23 protein-coding genes are annotated in these 22,329 nt (G+C 72.5%); 13 read left to right on the forward strand and 10 right to left on the reverse strand.

Annotated elements, in window-relative coordinates:
- Positions 1-16: 16 nt before the first annotated feature.
- Genes ACGH52_RS05900 through ACGH52_RS05910 form a run of 3 tightly spaced genes read right to left on the reverse strand, consistent with a single transcriptional unit; the run spans position 17 to position 3,293 of the window.
- Positions 17-1,087 (reverse strand): low specificity L-threonine aldolase, encoded by a 1,071-nt coding sequence (locus ACGH52_RS05900; RefSeq protein WP_121702975.1) that lies wholly within the window; start codon positions 1,085-1,087, stop codon positions 17-19.
- Complete coding sequence (locus ACGH52_RS05905; protein ID WP_399938038.1) at positions 1,084-1,830, reverse strand: SDR family NAD(P)-dependent oxidoreductase; 747 nt, start codon at positions 1,828-1,830, stop codon at positions 1,084-1,086. Before ACGH52_RS05905 ends, ACGH52_RS05900 begins: the two co-directional genes overlap by 4 nt.
- Positions 1,831-1,889: 59 nt before the next feature.
- Positions 1,890-3,293, reverse strand: a complete 1,404-nt coding sequence (locus tag ACGH52_RS05910) for a DUF6421 family protein (protein ID WP_399938040.1) — start codon at positions 3,291-3,293, stop codon at positions 1,890-1,892.
- A gap of 240 nt (positions 3,294-3,533) precedes the next feature.
- Between ACGH52_RS05910 and ACGH52_RS05915 the strand changes: the two genes are divergently transcribed.
- Complete coding sequence (locus ACGH52_RS05915; RefSeq protein WP_059297464.1) at positions 3,534-4,217, forward strand: glycerophosphodiester phosphodiesterase family protein; 684 nt, start codon at positions 3,534-3,536, stop codon at positions 4,215-4,217.
- Between the two features lie 42 nt (positions 4,218-4,259).
- Here the strand turns inward: ACGH52_RS05915 and ACGH52_RS05920 are convergent, their stop codons facing one another.
- Positions 4,260-4,799, reverse strand: coding sequence for a GNAT family N-acetyltransferase (locus ACGH52_RS05920; RefSeq protein WP_076973155.1), 540 nt, complete (start codon positions 4,797-4,799; stop codon positions 4,260-4,262).
- 79 nt (positions 4,800-4,878) lie between these two features.
- Between ACGH52_RS05920 and ACGH52_RS05925 the strand changes: the two genes are divergently transcribed.
- Both ACGH52_RS05925 and ACGH52_RS05930 read left to right on the forward strand, forming a co-directional pair.
- Complete coding sequence (locus ACGH52_RS05925) at positions 4,879-5,271, forward strand: VOC family protein (protein ID WP_361465508.1); 393 nt, start codon at positions 4,879-4,881, stop codon at positions 5,269-5,271.
- Between the two features lie 121 nt (positions 5,272-5,392).
- Positions 5,393-6,157, forward strand: coding sequence for a VOC family protein (locus ACGH52_RS05930; protein WP_399938043.1), 765 nt, complete (start codon positions 5,393-5,395; stop codon positions 6,155-6,157).
- Positions 6,158-6,374: 217 nt separating this feature from the next.
- Here the strand turns inward: ACGH52_RS05930 and ACGH52_RS05935 are convergent, their stop codons facing one another.
- Complete coding sequence (locus tag ACGH52_RS05935) at positions 6,375-6,938, reverse strand: MarR family winged helix-turn-helix transcriptional regulator (RefSeq protein ID WP_076973157.1); 564 nt, start codon at positions 6,936-6,938, stop codon at positions 6,375-6,377.
- Entirely contained in the window at positions 6,935-8,620 is a 1,686-nt protein-coding gene (locus ACGH52_RS05940) for an FUSC family protein (RefSeq protein ID WP_399938045.1), read from the reverse strand. Before ACGH52_RS05940 ends, ACGH52_RS05935 begins: the two co-directional genes overlap by 4 nt.
- Before the next feature lie 212 nt (positions 8,621-8,832).
- Here ACGH52_RS05940 and ACGH52_RS05945 point away from each other — a divergent pair, with 212 nt between their 5' ends.
- From ACGH52_RS05945 to ACGH52_RS05965, 5 genes are all read left to right on the forward strand, one after another.
- A complete protein-coding gene (locus ACGH52_RS05945) occupies positions 8,833-9,381 on the forward strand; it encodes a DUF5134 domain-containing protein (protein ID WP_076973159.1) in 549 nt (182 codons plus the stop codon).
- A gap of 128 nt (positions 9,382-9,509) precedes the next feature.
- On the forward strand, positions 9,510-10,445 hold the full coding sequence (locus tag ACGH52_RS05950) for a M56 family metallopeptidase (protein ID WP_210976066.1): 936 nt from the start codon (positions 9,510-9,512) through the stop codon (positions 10,443-10,445).
- Positions 10,446-10,502: 57 nt separating this feature from the next.
- Complete coding sequence (locus tag ACGH52_RS05955; RefSeq protein ID WP_210976067.1) at positions 10,503-11,174, forward strand: phosphatase PAP2 family protein; 672 nt, start codon at positions 10,503-10,505, stop codon at positions 11,172-11,174.
- A 23-nt stretch (positions 11,175-11,197) separates the two neighbouring features.
- The gene (locus ACGH52_RS05960) at positions 11,198-11,887 is read left to right on the forward strand and encodes an HAD family hydrolase (RefSeq protein ID WP_210976068.1); all 690 of its coding nucleotides are present in this window, start codon (positions 11,198-11,200) and stop codon (positions 11,885-11,887) included.
- A gap of 143 nt (positions 11,888-12,030) precedes the next feature.
- On the forward strand, positions 12,031-12,747 hold the full coding sequence (locus ACGH52_RS05965; protein ID WP_399938048.1) for a TetR/AcrR family transcriptional regulator: 717 nt from the start codon (positions 12,031-12,033) through the stop codon (positions 12,745-12,747).
- On the opposite strand, the gene ACGH52_RS05970 is transcribed toward ACGH52_RS05965, so the two are convergent.
- Complete coding sequence (locus tag ACGH52_RS05970) at positions 12,735-14,237, reverse strand: LVIVD repeat-containing protein (protein ID WP_059297475.1); 1,503 nt, start codon at positions 14,235-14,237, stop codon at positions 12,735-12,737. The genes ACGH52_RS05965 and ACGH52_RS05970 overlap by 13 nt on opposite strands.
- A 207-nt stretch (positions 14,238-14,444) precedes the next feature.
- Between ACGH52_RS05970 and ACGH52_RS05975 the strand changes: the two genes are divergently transcribed.
- Positions 14,445-15,101, forward strand: a complete 657-nt coding sequence (locus ACGH52_RS05975; RefSeq protein WP_121700688.1) for a DUF305 domain-containing protein — start codon at positions 14,445-14,447, stop codon at positions 15,099-15,101.
- A gap of 148 nt (positions 15,102-15,249) precedes the next feature.
- Here ACGH52_RS05975 and ACGH52_RS05980 read toward each other — a convergent pair whose 3' ends face one another.
- Both ACGH52_RS05980 and ACGH52_RS05985 read right to left on the reverse strand, forming a co-directional pair.
- Positions 15,250-15,705, reverse strand: a complete 456-nt coding sequence (locus ACGH52_RS05980; RefSeq protein ID WP_210976070.1) for a DUF6214 family protein — start codon at positions 15,703-15,705, stop codon at positions 15,250-15,252.
- A gap of 180 nt (positions 15,706-15,885) precedes the next feature.
- The gene (locus tag ACGH52_RS05985) at positions 15,886-16,248 is read right to left on the reverse strand and encodes a transcriptional regulator (RefSeq protein WP_210976071.1); all 363 of its coding nucleotides are present in this window, start codon (positions 16,246-16,248) and stop codon (positions 15,886-15,888) included.
- A gap of 173 nt (positions 16,249-16,421) precedes the next feature.
- Between ACGH52_RS05985 and ACGH52_RS05990 the strand changes: the two genes are divergently transcribed.
- Together ACGH52_RS05990 and ACGH52_RS05995 are read left to right on the forward strand one after the other, a co-directional pair.
- The gene (locus tag ACGH52_RS05990) at positions 16,422-17,501 is read left to right on the forward strand and encodes an NADH:flavin oxidoreductase/NADH oxidase (protein ID WP_399938050.1); all 1,080 of its coding nucleotides are present in this window, start codon (positions 16,422-16,424) and stop codon (positions 17,499-17,501) included.
- 201 nt (positions 17,502-17,702) lie between these two features.
- A complete protein-coding gene (locus tag ACGH52_RS05995; protein WP_121701303.1) occupies positions 17,703-18,506 on the forward strand; it encodes a pectate lyase in 804 nt (267 codons plus the stop codon).
- 4 nt (positions 18,507-18,510) lie between these two features.
- On the opposite strand, the gene ACGH52_RS06000 is transcribed toward ACGH52_RS05995, so the two are convergent.
- Positions 18,511-19,266 carry a PaaX family transcriptional regulator C-terminal domain-containing protein gene (locus ACGH52_RS06000; protein WP_399946649.1) on the reverse strand — a complete coding sequence of 252 codons (756 nt, stop codon included), beginning with the start codon at positions 19,264-19,266 and terminating at the stop codon, positions 18,511-18,513.
- 102 nt (positions 19,267-19,368) lie between these two features.
- On the opposite strand from ACGH52_RS06000, the gene ACGH52_RS06005 reads away from it, so the two are divergent.
- The gene (locus ACGH52_RS06005) at positions 19,369-21,072 is read left to right on the forward strand and encodes a DNA alkylation response protein (RefSeq protein ID WP_399938052.1); all 1,704 of its coding nucleotides are present in this window, start codon (positions 19,369-19,371) and stop codon (positions 21,070-21,072) included.
- An 82-nt stretch (positions 21,073-21,154) separates the two neighbouring features.
- Positions 21,155-22,309: a sialidase family protein gene (locus tag ACGH52_RS06010; RefSeq protein WP_121701306.1), complete on the forward strand. Its 1,155-nt coding sequence runs from the start codon at positions 21,155-21,157 to the stop codon at positions 22,307-22,309.
- Positions 22,310-22,329 lie beyond the last annotated feature (20 nt).

Raw genomic sequence — 22,329 nt, forward strand, 5'->3', positions numbered from 1 at the left:
GCAGAGCGATCCCGCGTCAGCGCGCCATCTCCTCCTTGAGGGCGGCCACGAACGCGTCGACGTCGTCCTCGGTGGTGTCGAAGGCGCACATCCAGCGCACGTCCCCGGCGGCCTCGTCCCAGAAGTAGAAGCGGAACCGCTTCTGCAGGCGCTCGCTCACGTCGTGCGGCAGCCGGGCGAAGACCGCGTTGGCCTGCACCGGGTAGAGGATCTCGACGCCGTGCACGGCGCGCACGCCCTCGGCCAGGCGCTGGGCCATCTCGTTGGAGTGCCGGGCGTTGCGCAGCCACAGGTCCTTGGCCAGCAGCGCCTCCAGCTGGACGGACACGAAGCGCATCTTGGAGGCGAGCTGCATGGACAGCTTGCGCAGGTGCTTCATGTGGCGCACCGCGTCCTGGTTCAGCACCACGACCGCCTCGCCGAACAGGGCGCCGTTCTTGGTGCCGCCGAGCGAGAGGAGGTCGACGCCGACCGCGTTGGTGAACGTGCGCATGGGCACGTTCAGGGAGGCGGCGGCGTTGGCTATCCGGGAGCCGTCCAGGTGCACCCGCATGCCGTGCGCGTGGGCGTGCTCGCAGATGGCGCGGATCTCGTCGGGCGTGTAGAGCGTGCCGAGTTCCGTGCTCTGGGTGATCGAGACGACCTGCGGCATCGCCCGGTGCTCGTCGTCCCAGCCGTACGCCTGCCGGTCGATCAGGTCGGGCGTGAGCTTGCCGTCCGGGGTGGGGACGGTGAGCAGCTTGAGGCCGCCCATGCGCTCGGGGGCGCCGCCCTCGTCGACGTTGATGTGCGCGCTCTCGGCGCAGATCACCGCGCCCCAGCGGTCGGTGACCGCCTGGAGCGCGACGACGTTGGCGCCGGTGCCGTTGAAGACCGGGAACGCCTCGGCGCCGGAGCCGAAGTGGCTGCGGATCACCCGCTGGAGGTCGGCGGTGTAGTCGTCCTCGCCGTACGCGACCTGGTGCCCGCCGTTGGCCAGCGCCAGGGCGGCGAGCACCTCCGGGTGGGCCCCGGCGTAGTTGTCACTGGCGAAACCGCGGACCTCGGGGTCGTGATGGCGACGCGCGTCGGTCTTCGGGGGGTTCACGGCTTCTCGGTCAGCCACAGACGGTTTCCGTTCACTTCCGCGGCGGGCTTGTCCCAGACGCCGACGACGGCCTCGGCGAGGTCACGCACGTCCGTGAAGCCCGCGAACTTCGCGTTGGGGCGCTCGGCGCGCATCGCGTCGTGCACCAACGCCTTGACCACCAGGATCGCAGCCGCCGACATCGGCCCCTGCTCGCCCCCCGCCTTGCGGAAGTAGTCCGCCATCGCCAGCGTCCACGCCTCGGCGGCGGCCTTGGCGGCCGAGTAGGCGGCGTTGCCCGCGGTGGGACTGGACGCGCCGGCCGCGCTGATCAGCACGTAGCGGCCGCGGTCGCTGCGCTGGAGCGGTTCATGGAAGGCGAGGGAGGTGTGCTGCACGGTGCGGACGAGCAGCTTCTCCAGGAGGTCCCAGTCGCCGAGTTCGGTCTTGGTGAAGCTCTTGCTGCCGCGCCAGCCACCCACGAGGTGGACCACGCCGTCGACGTGGCCGAACTCCTGCTCGATGCGGTCGGCCCAGGCCCGGGTGGAGTCCAGGTCGAGCAGGTCGACCGTCTCGCCGGTGACGGTGGCACCGCCGTGCGCGTAGCGGGCCGCGTCCACCGCCTCGGCGAGCCGCTCCGGGTCGTTGTCCGCGCCGACGACGGTCGCGCCCGCCTCGGCGAGCCGCAGCAGCGCGGCCCGTCCGGCGGGTCCGCCCGCCCCTGCCACCGCGATCACCGCGCCGTCGAGCGCCCCGTTCCCCATGGTCCTCGCCTCCCGAGCCTGCTGCCGTGCTGCCTGTTCCTGCCCGCCGGTGCCGTCGCTCACGCGGCGGCCCGCTCGGCGCCGTCCGCCGCCGCGGTGATACCCCGGGTGGAGGCGATCACCTTCTTGAGCTTCTTGGACAGGGCCTCGTAGAACATGCTCAGCGGAAACTCGTCCGGAAGCACGTCGTCGACGAGTTTGCGCGGCGGCAGGGACAGGTCCAGGGCGTCGGGGCCCTTGGCCCACTTCGAGCCCGGGTGCGGGGCGAGGTAGGTGGAGACCAGCTCGTAGCCGGCGAACCAGTGGACGATCTTCGGGCGGTCGATGCCGTCGCGGTAGAGCTTCTCGATCTCGGCGCACAGCTGGTTGGTGACCTGCGGGGCGCGCTGCCAGTCGATGAAGAGCTTGTTGTCGGTCCAGCGGACGACGTCGTGCTTGTGCAGGTAGGCGAAGAGGAGCTGGCCGCCGAGACCGTCGTAGTTGCGCACCCGCTCGCCGGTGACCGGGAAGCGGAACATGCGGTCGAAGAGCACCGCGTACTGCACGTCGCGGGCCTGCGGGACGCCGTCGGCCTCCAGCTTCACGGCCTCCCTGAAGGCGGTGAGGTCGCAGCGCAGCTCCTCCAGGCCGTACATCCAGAACGGCTGGCGCTGCTTGATCATGAACGGGTCGAACGGCAGGTCGCCGTGGCTGTGGGTGCGGTCGTGGACCATGTCCCACAGGACGAACGCCTCCTCGCAGCGCTTCTGGTCGTGGACCATGGCGGCGACGTCCTCGGGCAGCTCCAGGCCCAGCAGGTCCACGGCGGCCTCGGTGACGCGGCGGAAGCGGGCGGCCTCGCGGTCGCAGAAGATGCCGCCCCAGGAGAAGCGCTCGGGGGCCTCGCGCACGGCGATGGTCTCCGGGAAGAGGACGGCCGAGTTGGTGTCGTAGCCGGCCGTGAAGTCCTCGAAGGTGATGCCGCAGAACAGCGGGTTGTCGTAGCGGGTGCGCTCCAGTTCGGCCAGCCAGTCGGGCCAGACCATGCGCAGCACGACCGCTTCGAGGTTGCGGTCCGGGTTGCCGTTCTGCGTGTACATCGGGAAGACGACCAGGTGCTGGAGGCCGTCCGCGCGGTTCGCGGCGGGCTGGAAGGCCAGCAGGGAGTCGAGGAAGTCGGGCACCTCGAAGCCTCCGTCGACCCAGCGGCCGAGGTCGGCCACCAGTGCCTCGTGGTAGGCGCTGTCGTGCGGCAGCAGCGGGGACAGCTCGCGCACGGCCTCGGTGACGCGGCGTACGGCGTCATGGGCGGCGGCCCGCTCGGGGGCACCCTCGGCGTCGAAGTCGATCGACCCGTCCTTGGACTGCCATGGCCGGATCCGCTCCACGGCATCCTTGAGCACGGGCCACGCCGGGTGCTCCACCACCCTGCTCGCCGGAGGAACGCTCTCCTCCACGCCCACCTGCACAAGAATTTCCGTCATGTCCCATCCTCCACGGGAGAAGCTTGCGTCAAGACACCGTAGACATACGACGTTTCTCCAATCAAGGGGAGGCTCCGTAAATTATCCTGCCTCACCCCCGGCACCGCCGCATTTTTTCCTGTCGAACGCCGGATTCGTATACCCGGCGCGGCACGGGGGAAACGGTGGGGGGAAACGGTCCGGCAAGGCCGTTAGGCTGCCGCCCTGCCCACGCCGACGTCGACGGAAGCGAGTCGAGCCTTGAACTTCCTCACCATCGGTCACCGCGGAGCGATGGGTGTCGAACCCGAGAACACCCTGCGCTCCTTCGTCGCCGCCGAGCAGGCCGGCCTCGACGTCGTCGAACTGGACCTGCACCTGAGCAAGGACGGCGCGCTCGTCGTCATGCACGACGCCGACGTGGACCGCACCACCGACGGCACCGGCGCCATCGCCGACAAGACCCTCGAGGAGCTGCGCGCCCTGGACGCCGGCCGCGGGGAGCGGATCCCGGTCTTCGAGGAGGTGCTGGACGCCGTCTCGGTGCCGTTGCAGGCCGAGATCAAGGACGCGGCGGCCGCACGGGGCCTCGCCGAGGTGATGCTCCGCCGGGACCTGGTGGACCGGGTGGAGGTGATCTCGTTCCACGACGAGGCCATCGTCGAGATCGCCCGGCTGGTGCCGGGGGTGCGGACCGCCCTGGTCGCGCAGTACTACGGCCCCGAGGTCGTGGACCGCGCCGTGGCGGCGGGCGCCCGGACCCTGTGTCTGGACATCAACAGGGTCACGCTGGAGATCGTGCGCAAGGCCCGCAAGGCGGGGCTGCGGGTGTTCTGCTGGACCGTGAACACCCAGGACCACCTGAGGCTGGTGCGCGCCCTGGGCCTCGACGGCGCGACGACCGACTACCCGGAGATCAAACGCACCGGCCGCTTCACGGCCTGAGCGGCGGGGGCGGCCGCCGCGGTCGGGGCGGTCGGAGGCGCGTCACACCAGCGGCTTGACCAGCAGCTCGAACTGGAGGTCGTCGCGCTGCGGGATGCCGAAGCGCTCGTCGCCGTACGGGAAGGGGGTCATCTCTCCCGTACGGCGGTAGCCGCGGCGCTCGTACCAGGCGATGAGGTCCTCGCGCACGGAGATCACGGTCATGTGCATCTCCGTGACGCCCCACGTCGCGCGGGCCCGCCGCTCGGCCTCCGCGATGATCGTCTTGCCCAGCCCCTCGCCCTGGAGCGCCGGGCTGACGGCGAACATGCCGAAGTAGGCGTGCGCCCCGCGGTGCTCCAGCTGGCAGCAGGCCACGATCACGCCGTCCCGCTCCACCGTCAGCAGGCGGCTGTCCGGCGCCTTGACGACGTCCAGCACACCCTGCGGGTCGGTGCGCCGGCCCTGGAGGATGTCCGCCTCGGTGGTCCACCCGGCCCGGCTCGCGTCGCCCCGGTACGCGGACTCGATGAGCGCGACGAGCGCGTCCACGTCGGCGTCGGTGGCGTCGCGGTAGGTCAGCGGGCTGGCGGCGGTGTCCATGGGGGCGTCTCCGGTTCGTTCTGGGCGCGGGCACCGATGAGCGTAACGCCGTTGGTGGCCACCACTAGGGTCGGGACGCATGGTGCACGTACTCAGCAGCCGGACCCTGCTCCGCCCCACCGACCCCGACCGCTCGCGCGCCTTCTACGGCGAGCAGCTCGGCCTCGCCGTCCACCGGGAGTTCGGCACCGGTCCGCAGCGGGGCACCGTCTACTTCCTCGGCGGCGGATTCCTGGAGGTCTCCGGGCGCTCCGAGGCGCCCCTCACGCCGGGGCTGGTCCTGTGGCTCCAGGTCGAGGACGCGGCGGCGGCACACGAGGAACTGCGTGCCAAGGGGGTCGAGATCGTACGGCCGCCGGTCCAGGAGCCGTGGGGGCTGGTGGAGATGTGGATCGCGGACCCGGACGGCACCCGGATCGTGCTGGTGGAGGTGCCCGCGGAGCATCCGCTGCGCTACCGGCCCGGGATCTGAGCCGCCGGGGAGGCACGGCGGCCGGGGCGCGTACGTGCCGGATGGCCGCGGCACCGGACCGGCCTTAGCGTGCTGGAGGGGGACGGACGGTCTGCGGCCCCGGCGGAAGGACGCCAGCACGATGAAGCTCCACGAACCGGTGATCGGTGGGCCCTGCTGGGCGGAGCTGGGAACCACCAACCTGGCGGCGGCCAAGCGGTTCTACACCAAGCTGTTCGGCTGGTATCCGGAGCCGGACCCGCGGCAGCAGGCGGGCGGCTACACGGTCGCCCGGATCGACGAAGCGGCGGTCGCCGCCCTGACGCCGCTGTACCAGCAGGGGCAGCCGGTCGCGTGGAACGTGTCGTTCGCCGTGCGCGACGCGGACGCGGCCGTGCGGGCGGTGACGGCGGCCGGCGGTGCGGCGCTCCAGGGGCACACGGACGTCTTCGACTCGGGCCGCTTCGCGGTGGCCGCCGACCCGACCGGCGCGGTCTTCCAGCTCTGGCAGGGCCGCTCGTTCCCCGGGGCCGGGCTGTTCAACGCGCCCGGCTCACTGGGCTGGGTGGAGCTGCTGACCCGGGAGCCCGACCGGGCCGCCGACTTCTACACGACGGTGTTCGGCTGGAGCGTCGGCGCCTCGGACCGCTATCCGCAGTGGGGCATCGACGGGGCGGACTTCGGCGGCATGGTGACGATGGACGACAAGTTCCCGCACGAGGTGCCGGCGCACTGGCTGCCGTACTTCGCGGTGGCGGACGTGAACACCGTCGCGGTCGACACGACCGACGGCGGCGGCACCGTCCTCATGGAGCCGACCTCCGTGCCCGACGGCCCGCGCATCGCGGTGCTGCGGGACCCGCAGGGCGCGATGTTCGGCGTGTACCGGGCAGGCGACGAACGCTGACCCGCCCGGCCGCCGCTTTCGGCAGACCACTCAGGCCCGCAGCGCGTCCAGACGGCCCTCCAGCTGACCCAGCAACCCACCGAGCAGCGCCCGCCGACTCCCCCTGCCGGGGCACGAACACGCCGGACAGGACCGCCCGGCAGGGCCCGGGAGGCTCACCGAACGCCGGACGGCGATAAACGCCGACCCGCCCGGCCGCCGCCTTTCGGCAGATCACTCAGGCCCGCAGCGCGTCCAGACGGCCCTCCAGCTGGCCCAGGAGACCGCCGAGCAGCGCCGCCAGCTCGTCCTGGCGGGGGCCGTCCACGCCGGACAGGACGGCCGACTCGTAGGCGAGCTGTTCGGGGAGGATGCCGTCGACGAGGTCGCGTCCGGCGTCCGTGAGGCGGACGTGGGCGACCCGGCGGTCGCGGGTGTCGCCGCGCCGCTCGACGAGGCCGCGCTCGGTGAGCTGCTTGAGGCGCTTGGTGACGGCGGCGCCGGAGGAGAAGGTCTCCCGGGCCAGCTCCCCGGGGGTCAGCTCGTGCCCGGTGCGGCGCAACGCGCCGAGCAGGTCGAACTCGGCGCGACTGAGGCCCGCCCGGCGCAGCGGGGCGTCCTCGGCCTGCTGGAGGAGGGCGGCGCAGCGGTTGATGCGCCCGATGATCTCCATCGGCCCGGTGTCGAGATCCGGGTGGACCGCGCGCCACTGCCGTACGACCGCGGCCACGGTGTCGCCGCCACGTCCCGTCCCGCCGTCACCGGCTCCCCCGCCGTTCGCTCCCCCGTCGGTTGCGGTCATGGCCGTACGTCCTCCGTTCTCGTGCCCGCGTCCCGGTCCGGACGCACTGCCTGGCGTCGCACCGCCTCGGCGAGCGTACGGTGTCCGGACCGCTCGGCGAGCACGACCCTCTCCTGGGGCAGTGCGCGTCCCCACCATTCACCGGCCGCCCCGTCGGCGGTGGCCCGCAGGTCGGTCAGCGCGGCGGCCAGGCCCCGGCGGGCGGCCTCCAGGGCACCGGGAGCGGGGGCGGCCTCGGCGAGGAGGCGCGCGGCGCGCTCCCGGGCGCGGTCGGCCGCGGTCACCGCCTCTTCGACGCGGTTCCCGGCGCGCCGGTTGGTGACGACGACGGCGGCGAGGAAGCCGACCAGGGCCCCGACGAGGGTGTCCACGGCCCGCTCGGTCATCAGGACGCCGGGGGCCTGGTAACCGGCGAACTCGGTGACGAGGAGGGCCATCGGGGTGACGCAGACGCTGCCGAGCCAGTAGTTGCGGGTGATGAGGGCCTCGGCGCCGAAGTTGAGGGCGAGGCAGCACAGGACGAGCAGCGCCTGACCGAGGTGCGCGAGCGGGGCTATGGCGGCGAACAGCAGCACCCCCGCGAGGTTGCCGACCACGCGCTGCACGGCCCGGCTCCAGGTCAAGGTCAGGTTGGCCTGATAGAGCGCGGCGGCGGTGACCAGGGCCCAGTAGGGGCGGCCGATGCCGAGGGCGAGGGAGGCGTACCCGGCCAGCGCGCAGCCGAGGGCGGTGCGCGCGGCGATCGGGGCCAGCGGGCCGAGCCGCTGCCACAGGGGCGCCGGGCGGGCGGCGAGTTCCGCGTCCACGCCGAGGAGTTCGTCCCGGTCCCCCGGTGCGTCGCCGGTACGGGGGATGCGGCCGCCACCGCGCAGGGCGTGGGCCCAGGCGCGCAACCGCTCCGGGTCGGCGTCGGCGGGGGCGGCCAGCGCGACCTCGGCACGCACGACGAGGCGTTCCAGGGCGTGCCGGGTGGTGGCGCGGGCGCCCGTGGACGGCAGGGCCAGCAGCGTCTGCCAGGCGGCCTGTACGGCGGCGTACCCGGCGGCGCGGGCGGGGGCGTCCTCGCCGGTGCGGTGGGAGGCGGCGTACGCGGCGGCGGCGTTCAGCGCCTGGGCGGTGGCCCGGCGTTCCGGGCCGTGCGGGCGGATCGGGGCGGGTGCCATGCCGACGAGCCAGGCCCAGACCCCGGCCGCGGTGGCCAGCGCGAGGTGGCCGGGGACCTGGCCGAGGGTCTGCGGGACGAACAGGGCGGCGGAGCTGATGAAGGTCAGGACCACGTTGCCCGGCGGACCGACGCGGGTGGCGTCGCACAGGGCCTTCTGCACGGCGGCCAGCAGCGCGCCGACGGTCACGAGGACGACGGCGTTCCGGGTGAGCGAGGCGGTGACCAGGGCGACGGCGAGGCCGCCGAGCATGCCGAGCACCACCCACGCCAGGGTGCGGGCGCGGGCGGCGTAGGGGCGGTTGTGGGCGTAGAGCGCGCACAGGGATCCGGCCATCGTGTACATCGCCAGGTCGAGCCGCCCGAGCGCCAGCAGGAGCAGGTTGGGAGGGGCGACGGCGGCGACCGAACTGAGGGCGGGCTTGAACCAGATCTCGGAGGGCCGGCGCAGGCGCAGCACGCCTGCCAGGGACAGACGTCGGACCGGTGAGGTGCCGGAGGTGGGGGTCGCACTGCTCATGAGATTTAGATTAACAAGTGTTTTACCTGTAAATCAAACGATGGATATAGACGCGGGTGCAGCCTCACCCCCGCCGCCGACCAGCGGAGATCCACCGCGGCGAGAGCGCGCGCTCCCCCGGATGCCCCCGCGTACACCCTTGCGCTCGCGTGCGCGCCGCATGGCCCGGGCAGTTCTTGACAGACCGTGGACCGCCTAACGGGGAGGTGCGTGTGCACGGACCGGCGTCGCCCGGATGGCTGCTGGTCGCGCTGTGCGCGGCGACCGGCGCCTACTGCCTGCTGCGGATGCGCAGCAGCGTCGAGGAACAGCGCCGCGCCGCGGGCGGTGAGGCCCTCATGGGGTTCGGCATGGCCGCCATGGCCGTACCCGCCGCGGTGTTCACCCCGCCCGCCTGGGTCTGGCCCGCCTACGCGGTGGTGTTCGGTGCCGCCGGGCTGCGGGCGCTGTGGGCGGCCCGGTCGGGGCGTCACCACCTGCACCACCTCGTGGGCGCCGCGGCCATGGTCTACATGGCGGTGGTGATGGCCGGCTCCCCCGCCCACGCACACGGCCACGGCACGTCCGGCACACCGGTGCTGACGGGGGCGCTGCTGCTCTACTTCACGGGATACGTGCTGCTGACCGGCGTACGGCTGATACCCGTCGTGGCGGTGGCCGACGGCCGGGCGGCGGCCGGGTGGGGCGACCGGCCGGAGCTGGCGCGGGCCTGCCGGCTCTCCATGGCGATGGGGATGCTGGCGATGCTGCTGCCGCTGTGACACCGGCGGCCCGGGCGCCCGCACTGCCCGCACTGCCCGGTCCGCCGCCCGCCGTTCGCCGTCGTTGACTGCGTCACTTCGCGCCCCGGACCGTACTGCCGAGGGCGTGGCGCTCATAGGCTGCTCCCATGATTCTCCCCGCGGCACTGCTGCTGCTCGGCGCACTGGCCGCCGTGCTCGCCCCCAGGCTGCTCGCCCGGGCCGACTGGCCGGATCGCGAACCGGTGGTCGCCCTGTGGGTCTGGCAGTGCGTGGTGGCGGCGGTGATCGTGTGCTGCGCGCTGTCGATGACGCTGAGCGCGGCGGCGGCCTGGCACGCGGTGGGCGGACACGTCTTCGCGACCGCTCCCGGCCCGGTGGTCGAGGCCTACGCCCTGGGCACTTCCGGCCTCTGGGCGGACACCACCGCCGTCACCCTGGCCTGCGGTGGACTGTGGAGCGTCGTAATGCTGGCCCGCGAGGTCGCACGGGCCCGCTCCCGGCGTCGGCTGCGCCGGGCGGAGCTGCGGCAGCGCGCTCCGCTGCTGCCCGGCGAGGAGCCCGGCCCGGGGCGGCTCGTCGTCCTGGAGGGTGAGCGGCCGGACGCCTGGTGGCTGCCCGGCACGGCCCCTCAACTGGTGGTCACCACCGCCGCGCTGCGCCGTCTCAAGGGCCGGCAGCTGGACGCCGTGCTCGCCCACGAGAAGGGGCACGCGCAGGCGCGGCACGACTGGCTGCTGCACTGCTCCTCCGCCCTGGCGGACGGGTTTCCGCAGGTTCCGGTCTTCGCCGCGTTCCGCGACGAGATGCACCGCCTGGTCGAACTCGCCGCCGACGACGTGGCCTCTCGCCGCTTCGGCCGGCTGACGACTGCCTTGGCCCTGGTCGAACTCAACGAGGACCGCGGGGTCTTCGGCCCGTGCCCGACCGCCCGGGCCGACGTTCCGCAGCGGGTCCACCGGCTGCTCACCCCGCCGAACCGGCTGACGGCGGCCCGGAGGCTGCGGCTGACGGCCGCGGGCGCGCTGGTGCCGGTGGTCCCGGTCCTGCTGGCGTTCGCGCCGGGGCTGCGGGCGTTGGGCTAGGGGGTGTGCCCGCCCCGGCAGTGGCCCCGGAGGCATCGGTTCGGCGAGGATCGCAGCATGCAGACGCCGCCGGTCGACTCCCCGCCCGCCCCGCCACAGCCACGCACCGCCCTCCGCGTCACCTGGGTCCTGGCGGTGTGCTCCGTCCTCCTGCTCACCCTGGTGGCCGTCGAATGGCGCCCGTTGGTGCGGTTCGACGAGGACGTCGCCGACACGACCCACCGCTGGGCCGTCGAGCAGGACGGCATCACCCAGGCCATGCGGGTCCTCACCGACTGGGTGTGGGACACCTGGACGATGCGCCTGCTGTGCGCGGCGGTGGTGGTGTGGCTGTGGTGGCGCCGGGCGGACCGGTGCACGGCCGTGTGGCTGGGGGCGACCTGTCTGCTGGGCAGCCTTCTGCAGCAGGTCCTCAAGGCGGCGGTGGACCGCCCCCGCCCGGTCTGGCCCGATCCCGTGGACTCCGCGCACTACGCGGCGTTCCCCTCGGGGCACGCGATGACCGCGACGTTCGTGTGCGGCCTGCTGGTGTGGCTGCTCCACCACTACGGCGTCGGCCGCGACCTGCGCCGCATCGGCCTGGCCGTCGCCGTGGTCTCCGTGGCGGGCGTCGGCGTGACCCGGGTGTGGCTCGGCGTGCACTGGACCACGGACGTCCTCGGCGGCTGGCTCCTGGGCGCCCTGGTCGTGGCACTCGCGGTACTGGCGCACCAGCGCCGGCATCCGTGAGCGGCGCCCCTGAGATCCGGCCCATGACGGCCGTTCTGTTCGACTTCTCCGGAACCCTGTTCCGTATCGAATCCACCGAAGCCTGGCTGCGTGCGGCGCTCGACGGTGCCGGACTGGAGCTGGCCGCACCGGAGTTGGCCCGGACGGCCGAGGCGCTCCAGCGAGCGGGAGCGCTGCCCGGCGGCGCACCGCCGCTGCGGGTGCCGGAGCACCTCGCCGAGGTCTGGGAGACCCGCGACGACAGCTCCGCCCTGCACCGGGCCGCCTACACGGGACTGTCCCGGCAGGTGCCACTGCCTCACCCGGGCCTGCACGACGCGCTGTACGAGCGGCACATGTCGCCGGGCGCCTGGAGTCCGTACGCCGACGCCGCCGAGGTGCTCAGCGCGTTGCGCGGGCGCGGCATCGCCGTGGGAGTGGTCAGCAACATCGGCTGGGACCTGCGAACGGTGTTCCGCGCGCACGGCCTCGACCGGTACGTCGACACGTACGTCCTGTCGTACGAGCACGGCATCCGCAAGCCCGACCCCCGGCTGTTCGGCGTCGCCTGCGCGGCGCTGGGCGTGGAGCCGGGGCGGACGCTGATGGTCGGTGACGACCGGCGGGCGGACGGTGGCGCGGCGGCGCTCGGCTGCGGAGTGCACTTCGTCGACCACCTGCCGGTGGCGGAACGCCCGGCCGGGCTGCGGCCGGTGCTGGATCTCGTCACGTAGCCCGAGGCAACCACCGGGTGGTCCCGTCCGTCTCGGACGATCCCCCGTGTCGCCCGAGACAGACGGTTGCCGAACGGTCCTGGGGGACCGTCCGCCTGCGCCGAGTATAGTTGGCTGCCAGCCAGTCAACGCAGGAGTACAGCATGTCCCCGCGCAGCGCCTCGGTCAATGAAGAATTGCGGCGGCGCTCGAAAGAGCGTCTCCTGCAGGCCGCCGTGGAGCTGGTGGGCGAGCGCGGGTACGAGGCGACCACGCTGGGCGACATCGCGGACCGCGCGGGCTCGGCGCGGGGGCTGGTCTCGTACTACTTCCCCGGCAAGCGCCATCTGGTGCAGTCCGCCGTGCACCGGTTGATGCACCGCACCCTGGAGGAGGCCCTGGAGCGCGAGCCGCGCACCGTCGAGGGGCGCGAGCGGCTGGCGCGGGCCATCGACGCGATCCTGGGGCTCGCCCGGGACCGGCCGGTGCTCATGCGCCAGCACATGGCGGGGCTGCTCCAGGCGGAGGTGGGCTTCGTACCGTGCCCGGAGCAGCGGCGGTTGGCGGAGCTGCTGAGGGACACGGTGGCCCGGCACGGCTCACAGGACGTCGACCGCGACTACCCGATGCTGCGCGCACTGCTGATGGGCGCCGTGTTCGCGGCTCTCGTGCCCGGGGTTCCGATGCCGGTGCCGGCGCTGCGCGCCGAGTTGTTCGAGCGCTACCGGCTGGACTGGAAGCTGGGTGTCCCGCCGGACGCCGAAGCGCCCGGCGGGACGACGAACCCGGACCTGTCACGGTTCTTCGCGACCGGCGTAGTCGATCAGCCGGACCGGGTGGAGCAGCGGGACCTGACGGACCGGACCGCTCAGTCGAAGTAGTCCGGCTGCGTCTGCGTGTTCAGCTCCCGCAGGTGGACCCGCTTGGCCGGGTCGGTGCGCCGGTCGCTGAGCTTGAGGACGTCGAAGCCCTTGGCCATGTCGTTCGAGTAGATGTAGCCGTTGTAGTAGTACGCCGACCAGGAACCGCCGGTGTTCAGCGTGTCGGTGCTCAGCGGGCCCCGCTCGAAGTAGGCGATCTCCTTGGGCCGCGAGGAGTCGGTGAACTCCCAGACGGAGACGCCGCCCTGGTACCAGGCCTGGACCATGATGTCCTTGCCCTTGACCGGGATCAGCGAGCCGTTGTGGGCCACGCAGTTCTCGGTGTCCGCCTGGTGGCGCGGAATCTTGAAGTAGCTGCGGAAGACCAGCTTGCGGTGGTCGCCCCGGCCGACGATGTCGTAGATGCCGTCGGCGCCGCGGTTCGGGCCGATCTCCGCGTTGCAGGTGGCGGCGCCGCCACCGCCCAGCTCGTCGGTGAACACGACCTTGTTCGCCTGCTGGTTGAAGGTCGCCGAGTGCCAGAACGCGAAGTTCACGTTGTCCTGGACGCGGTCGATGACCTTCGGGCGCTCGGGGTCCTTGATGGAGAAGAGGATGCCGTCGCCCATGCAGGCGCCCGCCGCGAGGTCCTCGGAGGGCAGGACGGTGATGTCGTGGCAGCCGGTGGTCTTGGAGACGCCCGGGTTGGTGGGCCCGCCCGGGTTGCCGCCGCCGTCGGGACCCTCACCGGGGAACAGCACGGGGAAGCCCACGAGGGCGGCCCGCTCGGGTGCCTTGCGCGGCACCTTGATCACGGAGATCCCGTCGTGCGGCGGCTTGCAGTCGGGGTAGGCGGCGTTCGGCGAGTAGGAGGAGACGTAGATGTAGACGTTCTTCCGCTCGGGCACCAGCGTGTGGGTGTGCGAGCCGCAGGCGGTCTCGACGGCGGCGACGTACTTCGGGTTGCGCTTGTCGCTGATGTCGAAGACCTTCATGCCCTCCCAGGAGGACTTCTCGGTCGCGGGCTGCGTGGTGCTGTTGCAACTGTCGTCGCTGCGCGAGGAGTCGGTCGACAGGAACAGCAGGTCCCCGGAGACGGAGATGTCGTTCTGCGAGCCGGGACACAGCACCTGGGCGACGGTCTTCGGCTTCTTCGGGTTCCTGATGTCGAAGATGCGGAAGCCGTCGTAGTTCCCGGCGAAGGCGTACTGGCCCTGGAAGGCCAGGTCCGAGTTGGTGCCGGGCAATGCGTCCTTGGGGATGTTGGTCAGGTGCTCGATGTTGTCCGAGTGGACGATCTCGTCCTGGCCGGGTATCTCGCCGCTCTCGACGGCGTCGCGCACCTCGGCGCGCGCACTCTTGGACACCTCCTTCGACGTGGCCGGACCGTCCCCGGGGTCGGGGGTGGCCACGGCAGGGCCGGCGGTGAGCAGCGCGGACAGGAGTCCGGCGGCGGCAGCCGCGACTCCCAGGCGTCTGCGCCGCGTTCGCGGGTCGCTCAACAGGGTCACTGTTCCTCCCAACGTCCGTTCCCGTCGGAACGGTTCACGCACCAGGCAGTATCGTCTTCGGCATGCACATACCAACAGGGGGCAACAAACTCGCAATGAAGTTTTTTGATCAGTGACGCTCGGAAGCGTGCTAGGACGGTCACCGCACCCACAAGGTGTTCCGCATCCCTCCCACAGAGGGGGCATCCCCAGCCACAGGAGGTCGTTGTGTCCTTTCGCCCCGCGATGTCCAGCGCGTCACTCGTCACGGCCTCGCTGACCGCACTGGCCGTGCTCGGACTGGGGGCCTGCGACTCCGGATCGGACGGCGGTTCGGCGGCCGCCGCCGGACCCTCGGTGATCGCGCCGGGCAAGCCGGGCGAGGGCAACCGGACCCTGTCCGCCGAGGACGCCGGGAAAGAGCGCGCCGACGACGACTCCCCCAACTCGGCGGACGTCTCCTACGCGCGGATGATGATCCAGCACCACGCCCAGGCGCTGAAGATGACCGAACTGGCGCCGAAACAGGCCGAGTCCGGCCAGGTCAAGAAGCTGGCGGAACGGATCTCGGCCGCGCAGGGGCCGGAGATCAAGGCGATGGAAGGCTGGCTCGGGACCCACGGCGAGAAGGTGACGGGCGGCGGGCACGAGCACACCGCGATGCCGGGCATGGCGACCGAGGCCCAGCTGAAGAAGCTGCGCGCGGCCGAGGGCAAGGCCTTCGACCGGCTCTTCCTCACCCTGATGATCACTCACCACGAGGGCGCGATCAGCATGGCCACGGACGTGAAGTCGGAAGGCAACAACGTGCTGATCGAGGAGATGGCCGACGACGTGGTCGCCCAGCAGACGAGCGAGATCTCCCGCATGCGCGCGATGCTCTGACGACGCGGCGGACCGACGGCGGGCAGACCGACGGCGAGTCGGCCCCTCGGGTGGGCCCCTCGGGGTGGTCCCTCGGGGTGGTCCCTCGGGGTGGTCCCTCGGGGTGGTCCCTCGGGGTGGTCCCTCGGGACGGTCTCTCGGCCGTGTCTCAGCGGCGCGCGCGACGCGGCGCCAGGAATCCCTCGTCGCGGGCCTGGCCGATCAGCCTGAGCGACCTGCGCCTGCTGTGCCCGGTCGCGCGCATCACCGCGAGGACCGGATCGCCGCCCTCCTCCCGGGCCGCCCGGTACTCCTGGGCGACGAGCCTGCGCCCCTCCCGCCCGCGCGGCCACGCGGGCCTGGCCCGCCGCGAGGCGGTCGGCGCGCGACGGGCGGGAGCCGGGACGCAGGCCTCGAACAGGGGGTTCTCCAGCCACTCCGCGAGCACGGCCAGGTCGTCGAGGGACAGCGGCGGCTGGGCCCGTACGTCCTCGACCCGCACGTCCTGACCGCGCAGCACGGCGAGGGCGTCCACCCGGGCACCGTCGGCGAAGGCCAGCCGGACATCGAACCAGGAGGTCGTGGCGCCGCCCTCGCTCACCGCCCAGGCGTGCCGCACCGACATCTCACCGTCGTCCGGACAGCGGTCGGAAAGCTGAAGAGAACGATCAACGAAGGATGCTTCGAGCACATACGCAACGTAACCGAATGATCACATTCCATACGAACGGAACACGCTTCGTTCACCGAGGGCGACACCCTGTCAGCGGAGCGCACCCCGTCGAGGTACGGCGGGCCTCGCGGGTCAGGCGCCCCCGACGACGGCGGCCTGGCGGGCGGCCGCGGCCAGCAGGGCGTCGAGCAACCCGGGGAAGAGGGCGTCCAGGTCGTCCCTGCGCAGGCCGTTCATCTTGGCCGTGCCCCGGTAGGTCTGCCGGATCACCCCGCTCTCGCGCAGCACCCGGAAGTGGTACGTGGTGGTGGACTTGGTGACCGGCAGGTCGAAGTGCGAGCAGGAGAACAGCGCGCCGCTGTCCGCGGCGAGGTCCCGCACGATCCGCAGCCGCACCGGGTCGGCCAAGGCATGCAGCAGGCCCTCCAGCCGGATCTCGCCACGCGTCGGGTGCGGCAGCTCGCGGGGACCGGCGGGGGCGGTGGCGGGGGTCACGGCGACTCCAGTTCGTCCAGGGGTCCCACCGATCAGGAGGGGTTCGGGGTTCCCCATTGTACGAAGGACGCCGTAGTTTGACACTCGACGTACTACGAGAGTTACCGTACGAGCCGACCCGAACCGTTCCGACCATCCCGTCCCGACCTGCCGCGACCCAGGAGCAGCCCGCCATGAGCGTCCTTTTCGAGCCCCTCCGGCTCCGTGACACCACGATCCCCAACCGGATCTGGATGCCGCCGATGTGCCAGTACTCCGCCGCACCCGAGGGCCCGTCGGCGGGTGTGCCCGGCGACTGGCACTTCGCGCACTACGGCGCTCGCGCGGTGGGCGGCACCGGCCTGATCGTCGTGGAGGCCACCGGCGTGTCGCCCGAGGGGCGCATCTCCCCGCAGGATCTCGGGCTGTGGAACGACACGCAGGTCGAGGCGTTCCGCCGGATCACGGGATTCCTGCGCGACCAGGGGACGGTTCCCGCGATCCAGTTGGCGCACGCCGGCCGCAAGGCCTCCACCGCGCAGCCCTGGAAGGGCGGTGGGCCGGTGGGAGCGGACGCCCACGGGTGGCAGCCGCTGGCCCCGAGCGCGCTCGCGTTCGACGAGGGGCACCCGGTACCGACCGAGCTGACGGTCGCCCAGATCCAGGAAGTTGTCGCCCTGTTCGCGGACGCCGCGCGCCGGGCGCTGGACGCCGGTTTCGAGATCGCCGAGATCCACGGCGCCCACGGCTACCTGATCCACGAGTTCCTGTCCCCGCACTCCAACCACCGCACCGACGCCTACGGCGGCTCGTACGAGAACCGCACCCGGTTCGCCCTGGAGGTCGTCGACGCGGTACGGGAGGTCTGGCCCAACGACAAGCCGCTGTTCTTCCGCGTCTCGGCGACCGACTGGCTGGAAGAGGGCGGCTGGACGCCGGACGACACCGTCCGCTTCGCCCGCGACCTCCAGGCCCGCGGCATCGACCTGCTCGACGTGTCCACCGGCGGCAACGTCCCGCGCGTCCGGATCCCGACCGGGCCCGGCTACCAGGTGCCCTTCGCCGCACGCGTGAAGGCCGCGACCACGCTGCCGGTCGCCGCCGTCGGCCTGATCACCGACGTCGGTCAGGCCGAGAAGATCCTGGCCAACGGCGAGGCCGACGCGGTGCTGCTGGGACGCGAGCTGCTGCGCAACCCGTCCTGGGCCCAGCACGCGGCGCGTGAGCTCGGCGTGGACGCCCGGATGCCGGACCAGTACGGCTGGGGCATGTGAGGCAGGAGGGGTTTCGCACGGGGCGTTGACTAGAAAGCGCTTACCCTCTACGGTCCGTTCATCAGCATGACCGTCGCGAACGCCGGGCCCAGACTTTCCGGACCAGTCTGGCCCCGGCGTCCGCGATCCCGGCCATGATGGAGCACAACGTTCACGTACATGTTCCGTTCCACCCCCACTCCCTATGGAAGGGACCAGAACATGACCGTTGCGAAACCCCTTCGCGCACCCCGGCGCGCGGTGACCGGCGGGCTCGCCGCTCTCGGCCTCTCGGTTGGCATGCTCATGACCTCCGGGGCCTCTTCGGCGCACGCCGCCACCTGGCCGACCCCCAACGGCAGCGAAGGCGTGTCCTCCACCATCTCGGTGTCCGGCACCAAGGACTACGGGATGAAGCGCCTCTACGGCACCGGCGACCTGGGCTCCGACGGCCAGGACGAGGACCAGGGCCCGATCCTGGAACTCGCCCCGGGCGCCGTCCTCAAGAACGTGATCATCGGCGCCCCGGCGGCGGACGGCGTCCACTGCAAGGGCAGTTGTACGCTCCAGAACGTCTGGTGGGAGGACGTCGGCGAGGACGCGGCGACCTTCCGGGGCTCCTCGTCGTCGAACGTCTACACGGTCTCGGGCGGCGGCGCCAAGGAGGCCAGTGACAAGGTGTTCCAGTTCAACGGCGCCGGCACCCTCAACGTCTCCGGCTTCGCCGTCAAGAACTTCGGCACCTTCGTCCGCTCGTGCGGCAACTGCTCGACGCAGTACAAGCGGACGATCAACCTCAGCGGCATCGAGGTGACCTGGAAGGGCAGCAGGATCGCCGGCATCAACACCAACTACGGCGACAGCGCGACCCTGCGCAACATCACGATCCTCGGGGACAGTAGCAAGAAGATCGTCCCGTGCCAGAAGTACATCGGCAACGACGACGGCGACGAGCCGGACTCGAACGGCTCGGGCGCCGACGGCACCCACTGCAAGTACTCCTCGTCCGACATCACCTACAAGTGACGCGTCAGGTCCGGGTGCCGTGCGCCCGGACCTGCCCGGACTGTTCCCGCTGGTAGCGCGCGTAGGTGTCCCGCAGGGCCGCGCCCGGCCAGTCGGGCGGGAGCAGTTCCGCGGGCAGCACCGGGTCGGCGAGCAGGTGCCGCACGACGGCCGCGAAGGCGGTGAGGCGGTCGGCCGGACGCCGGGCGCGGTCGACGTGGGCGAGCAGCGCCCGCGCGGTGTCCGCCCAGTCGCCCAGCGGCCACAGGCGCGCGGCCAGTGCGCGGGCCGGGGCCTCGGGGCGTGCGACGAGCCGCTCGGCCACCCGGTCGAGATCCGCGGGCAGCGGGCGGTCGAGGTTGTCGGGGCGCAGCCAGACGCCCTCGCGGAGTTCGGCCAGGCGCAGGGCGGCCAGCCCCGCCCGCAGTTCGGCACGGGCGGCGGGACCGCGCCCCGTCGCGGTGATCACGAGCGTCTCCCAGTCGCCGCCCCACGCGCGCGTGTGCGGGCGCAGGGCCTCGTCCTGGCGCCGCTGACGCTCCAGCAGGCGCTCACTGAGCCGGTAGCCGGTGTCCGTGCGGCGCAGGTCCCCGGCGGCGGTCATCCGGCTCAGGGCCGCGCGCGCGGTGGAGGCACCGACGTCGAACCCCTCCACGAGCCGCACCAGGTCCCGGGCCGGCAGCTCCGGGGGGTGCGTGCCGAGCAGCATGCTCAGAACCACCGACCGCGCTGACAGCGGACGCAGGGTGAGTCCGTCGGCGGCGGCCCCGGAACCGCTCATCCGCGCGGGCACGTGTCGTTCGTCCACATGAGCACGTACTGTACGTGCGTCCGTGACGTTGCACTATTGCTGCGGCCGCAGAGAGAGTGCAACACTCGACTCATGACGACACTCGCGCAGGAACCGCCGTACGAGTCCTACGAGCCGTCCGAGGAGCCCTGGGGCCGTCCGGAGGGGCGCGCGACGCACGAGGTCACCAACCAGCCCCCTCCCCTGGCCCCCTACGACGCCTCCGACGACCCGGTCCTGCTGGAGGGCGTGCGGCGGGAGGGCGCCGGGTGGGCCGAGGACGGTCTGCGGCGGCTGGGCCGTCGGGCGGGCAGCGTCGAGGCGCAGGACTGGGGCGACCTGGCGAACCGGCACGAGCCCGTGCTGCGCACGCACGACCGCTACGGCAACCGGGTCGACGAGGTCGAGTACCACCCGAGCTGGCACCACCTGATGCGGGTGGCGGTCGGCGAGGGCCTGGCCGGGGCGCCCTGGGCCGACGAGCGGCCCGGCGCACACGTCGCGCGGACCGCCGGTGGACTGGTCTGGGGTCACACGGAGGCGGGGCACGGCTGCCCCACCTCGATGACGTACGCGGCCGTCCCGGCGCTGCGTGCCCAGCCGGAGCTGGCGGAGGTCTACGAGCCGCTGCTGACCTCCCGGGAGTACGAACCGGGGCTGCGGACGCCCACGGACAAGCGCGGTCTGCTGGCCGGGATGGGGATGACCGAGAAGCAGGGCGGCTCGGACGTCCGTACGAACACCACGACGGCCACCGCGACCGCCGAGCCCGGGGTCTACACGCTGCGCGGGCACAAGTGGTTCACGTCGGCGCCGATGTGCGACGTGTTCCTGGTGCTGGCCCAGGCGGCCGGGGGGCTGTCCTGCTTCCTGGTGCCCCGCGTGCTGCCCGACGGCACCCGCAACACCTTCCGCGTCCAGCGCCTGAAGGACAAGCTCGGAAACCGGTCCAACGCCTCCTCGGAGCCCGAGTTCGACGGGACGGTGGCCTGGCTGGTCGGGCCCGAGGGGCAGGGCGTCAAGACCATCATCGAGATGGTCAACTGCACCCGGCTGGACTGCGTGATGGCCTCGGCGACGCTGATGCGCAAGACCCTCGTGGAGGCCGGTCACCACGTGCGGCACCGCAGCGCGTTCGGCGCCCGGCTGGTGGACCAGCCGTTGATGCGCAACGTCCTGGCCGATCTCGCGCTGGAGTCCGAGGCCGCGACGACGCTCACCCTGCGGCTGGCCGGCGCGGCCGACCGTGCCGTGCGCGGGGACGAGGGGGAGGCGGCGTTCCGGCGGATCGCCACCGCCGTCGGCAAGTACTGGGTGACCAAACGGGGTCCGGCGTTCACCGCGGAGGCCCTGGAGTGCCTGGGCGGCAACGGCTACGTGGAGGAGTCGGGCATGCCGCGCCACTACCGCGAGGCGCCGCTGCTGTCGATCTGGGAAGGCTCGGGCAACGTCAACGCCCTCGACGTGCTGCGGGCCCTCGGCCGCTCCCCCGCCTGCGCACACGCCCTCTTCGAGGAACTGGCCCTGGCGCGTGGGGCGGACGCCCGGCTGGACGCGGCGGTGGCCCGGCTCCGGGCGGGGCTCGGCGAGGCGTCCCAGACCGGCGCCCGCCGCCTGGTGGAGCTGATGGCCCTCACCCTCCAGGGCTCCCTCCTGGTCCGGCACGCCCCGCCGGCCGTCGCCGACGCCTTCTGCGCGAGCAGGCTCGGCGGCGACTGGGGACACGCCTTCGGCACGCTGCCGGACACGGCCGACCTCGGCGGGATCCTGGCCCGGGCCCTACCGGGCGACAGCTGAGCGGTCAACGCCGAGACACCCCGAGCAGGACCCGACACCACCACCTGACCTGGGACGACACCCTTTCCAGGGGTGACTGTCAGTGGCTGGGTGCAGACTGGCCCGTGTCCGAGACGAAGGCGTCGACGAGGACGCCGCGGAGGTGATCGGCATGACCGAGGTACTGCTCGCCGTGGGCACCCGCAAGGGCCTGTTCATCGGGCGCCGGCGGGGTGGCGCATGGGAGTTCGACGAGAGTCCCTACTTCAACGCACAGGCGGTCTACTCGGTCGCCCTCGACACCCGCGGCGACACCCCGCGGCTGCTGGCCGGCGGGGACAGCGCGCACTGGGGGCCGTCGGTGTTCCACTCCGACGACCTGGGCCGGACCTGGACCGAACCGGCCGCGCCCGCCGTCAAGTTCCCCAAGGACACCGGCGCCTCCCTGGAGCGGGTGTGGCAGCTGCACCCGGCGGCCGCCGAGCCGGACGTGGTGTACGCGGGCACGGAACCGGCGGCGCTGTACCGCTCGGAGGACCGCGGTGAGAGCTTCGAGCTGGTCCGCCCGCTGTGGGAGCACCCCACTCGCTCGAAGTGGGTGCCGGGCGGTGGCGGTGAGGGGCTGCACACCGTCCTCACCGACCGGCGCGACCCCAGGTCGGTGACGGTCGCCGTGTCGACCGCGGGGGTTTTCCGCACCGTCGACGGCGGCGCGAGCTGGGCGCCGTCGAACTCGGGCGTCTCCGCCGTCTTCCTGCCGGATCCCGACCCGGAGTTCGGCCAGTGCGTGCACAAGGTCGCGCGGGACGCGGCCACCCCCGACCGCCTCTACCTCCAGAACCACTGGGGGGTGTACCGCAGCGACGACGCGGGCGGCCACTGGACGGACATCGGCGAGGGCCTGCCCTCCACGTTCGGTTTCGCGGTGGCCGCCCACCCGCACCGCGGCGACACGGCGTACGTCTTCCCGATCAACGCCGACGCCGACCGGGTGCCCGCCGACCACCGGTGCCGGGTCTTCCGCACCTCGGACGCGGGCAAGAGCTGGGAGCCGCTCTCGGCGGGCCTGCCCCAGGAGGACCACTACGGCACGGTGCTGCGCGACGCGCTGTCCACGGACGACGCGGACCGGGCGGGCGTGTACTTCGGCAACCGCAACGGCGAGGTGTTCGCCTCGGCCGACGACGGCGACAGCTGGCGGCAGTTGGCCTCCCACCTGCCGGACGTGCTGTGCGTGCGGGCCGCGGTCGTCGGATGAACCGGACCGGGGGGACCGGC

This window comes from Streptomyces sp. BBFR25 (assembly GCF_044590125.1).
In the GTDB taxonomy this organism is placed as follows: domain Bacteria; phylum Actinomycetota; class Actinomycetes; order Streptomycetales; family Streptomycetaceae; genus Streptomyces; species Streptomyces canus_D.

Excerpts from the sequence above, each read along its gene's own strand:
- ACGH52_RS05905 (WP_399938038.1), bottom strand. The coding sequence starts at position 1,830 with ATGGGGAACGGGGCGCTCGACGGCGCGGTGATCGCGGTGGCAGGGGCG.
- ACGH52_RS05910 (WP_399938040.1), bottom strand. The coding sequence starts at position 3,293 with ATGACGGAAATTCTTGTGCAGGTGGGCGTGGAGGAGAGCGTTCCTCCG.
- ACGH52_RS05920 (WP_076973155.1), bottom strand. The coding sequence starts at position 4,799 with ATGGACACCGCCGCCAGCCCGCTGACCTACCGCGACGCCACCGACGCC.
- ACGH52_RS05925 (WP_361465508.1), top strand. The coding sequence starts at position 4,879 with ATGGTGCACGTACTCAGCAGCCGGACCCTGCTCCGCCCCACCGACCCC.
- ACGH52_RS05930 (WP_399938043.1), top strand. The coding sequence starts at position 5,393 with ATGAAGCTCCACGAACCGGTGATCGGTGGGCCCTGCTGGGCGGAGCTG.
- ACGH52_RS05935 (WP_076973157.1), bottom strand. The coding sequence starts at position 6,938 with ATGACCGCAACCGACGGGGGAGCGAACGGCGGGGGAGCCGGTGACGGC.
- ACGH52_RS05940 (WP_399938045.1), bottom strand. The coding sequence starts at position 8,620 with ATGAGCAGTGCGACCCCCACCTCCGGCACCTCACCGGTCCGACGTCTG.
- ACGH52_RS05950 (WP_210976066.1), top strand. The coding sequence starts at position 9,510 with ATGATTCTCCCCGCGGCACTGCTGCTGCTCGGCGCACTGGCCGCCGTG.
- ACGH52_RS05955 (WP_210976067.1), top strand. The coding sequence starts at position 10,503 with ATGCAGACGCCGCCGGTCGACTCCCCGCCCGCCCCGCCACAGCCACGC.
- ACGH52_RS05960 (WP_210976068.1), top strand. The coding sequence starts at position 11,198 with ATGACGGCCGTTCTGTTCGACTTCTCCGGAACCCTGTTCCGTATCGAA.
- ACGH52_RS05965 (WP_399938048.1), top strand. The coding sequence starts at position 12,031 with ATGTCCCCGCGCAGCGCCTCGGTCAATGAAGAATTGCGGCGGCGCTCG.
- ACGH52_RS05980 (WP_210976070.1), bottom strand. The coding sequence starts at position 15,705 with ATGTCGGTGCGGCACGCCTGGGCGGTGAGCGAGGGCGGCGCCACGACC.
- ACGH52_RS05990 (WP_399938050.1), top strand. The coding sequence starts at position 16,422 with ATGAGCGTCCTTTTCGAGCCCCTCCGGCTCCGTGACACCACGATCCCC.
- ACGH52_RS05995 (WP_121701303.1), top strand. The coding sequence starts at position 17,703 with ATGACCGTTGCGAAACCCCTTCGCGCACCCCGGCGCGCGGTGACCGGC.
- ACGH52_RS06000 (WP_399946649.1), bottom strand. The coding sequence starts at position 19,266 with ATGAGCGGTTCCGGGGCCGCCGCCGACGGACTCACCCTGCGTCCGCTG.
- ACGH52_RS06005 (WP_399938052.1), top strand. The coding sequence starts at position 19,369 with ATGACGACACTCGCGCAGGAACCGCCGTACGAGTCCTACGAGCCGTCC.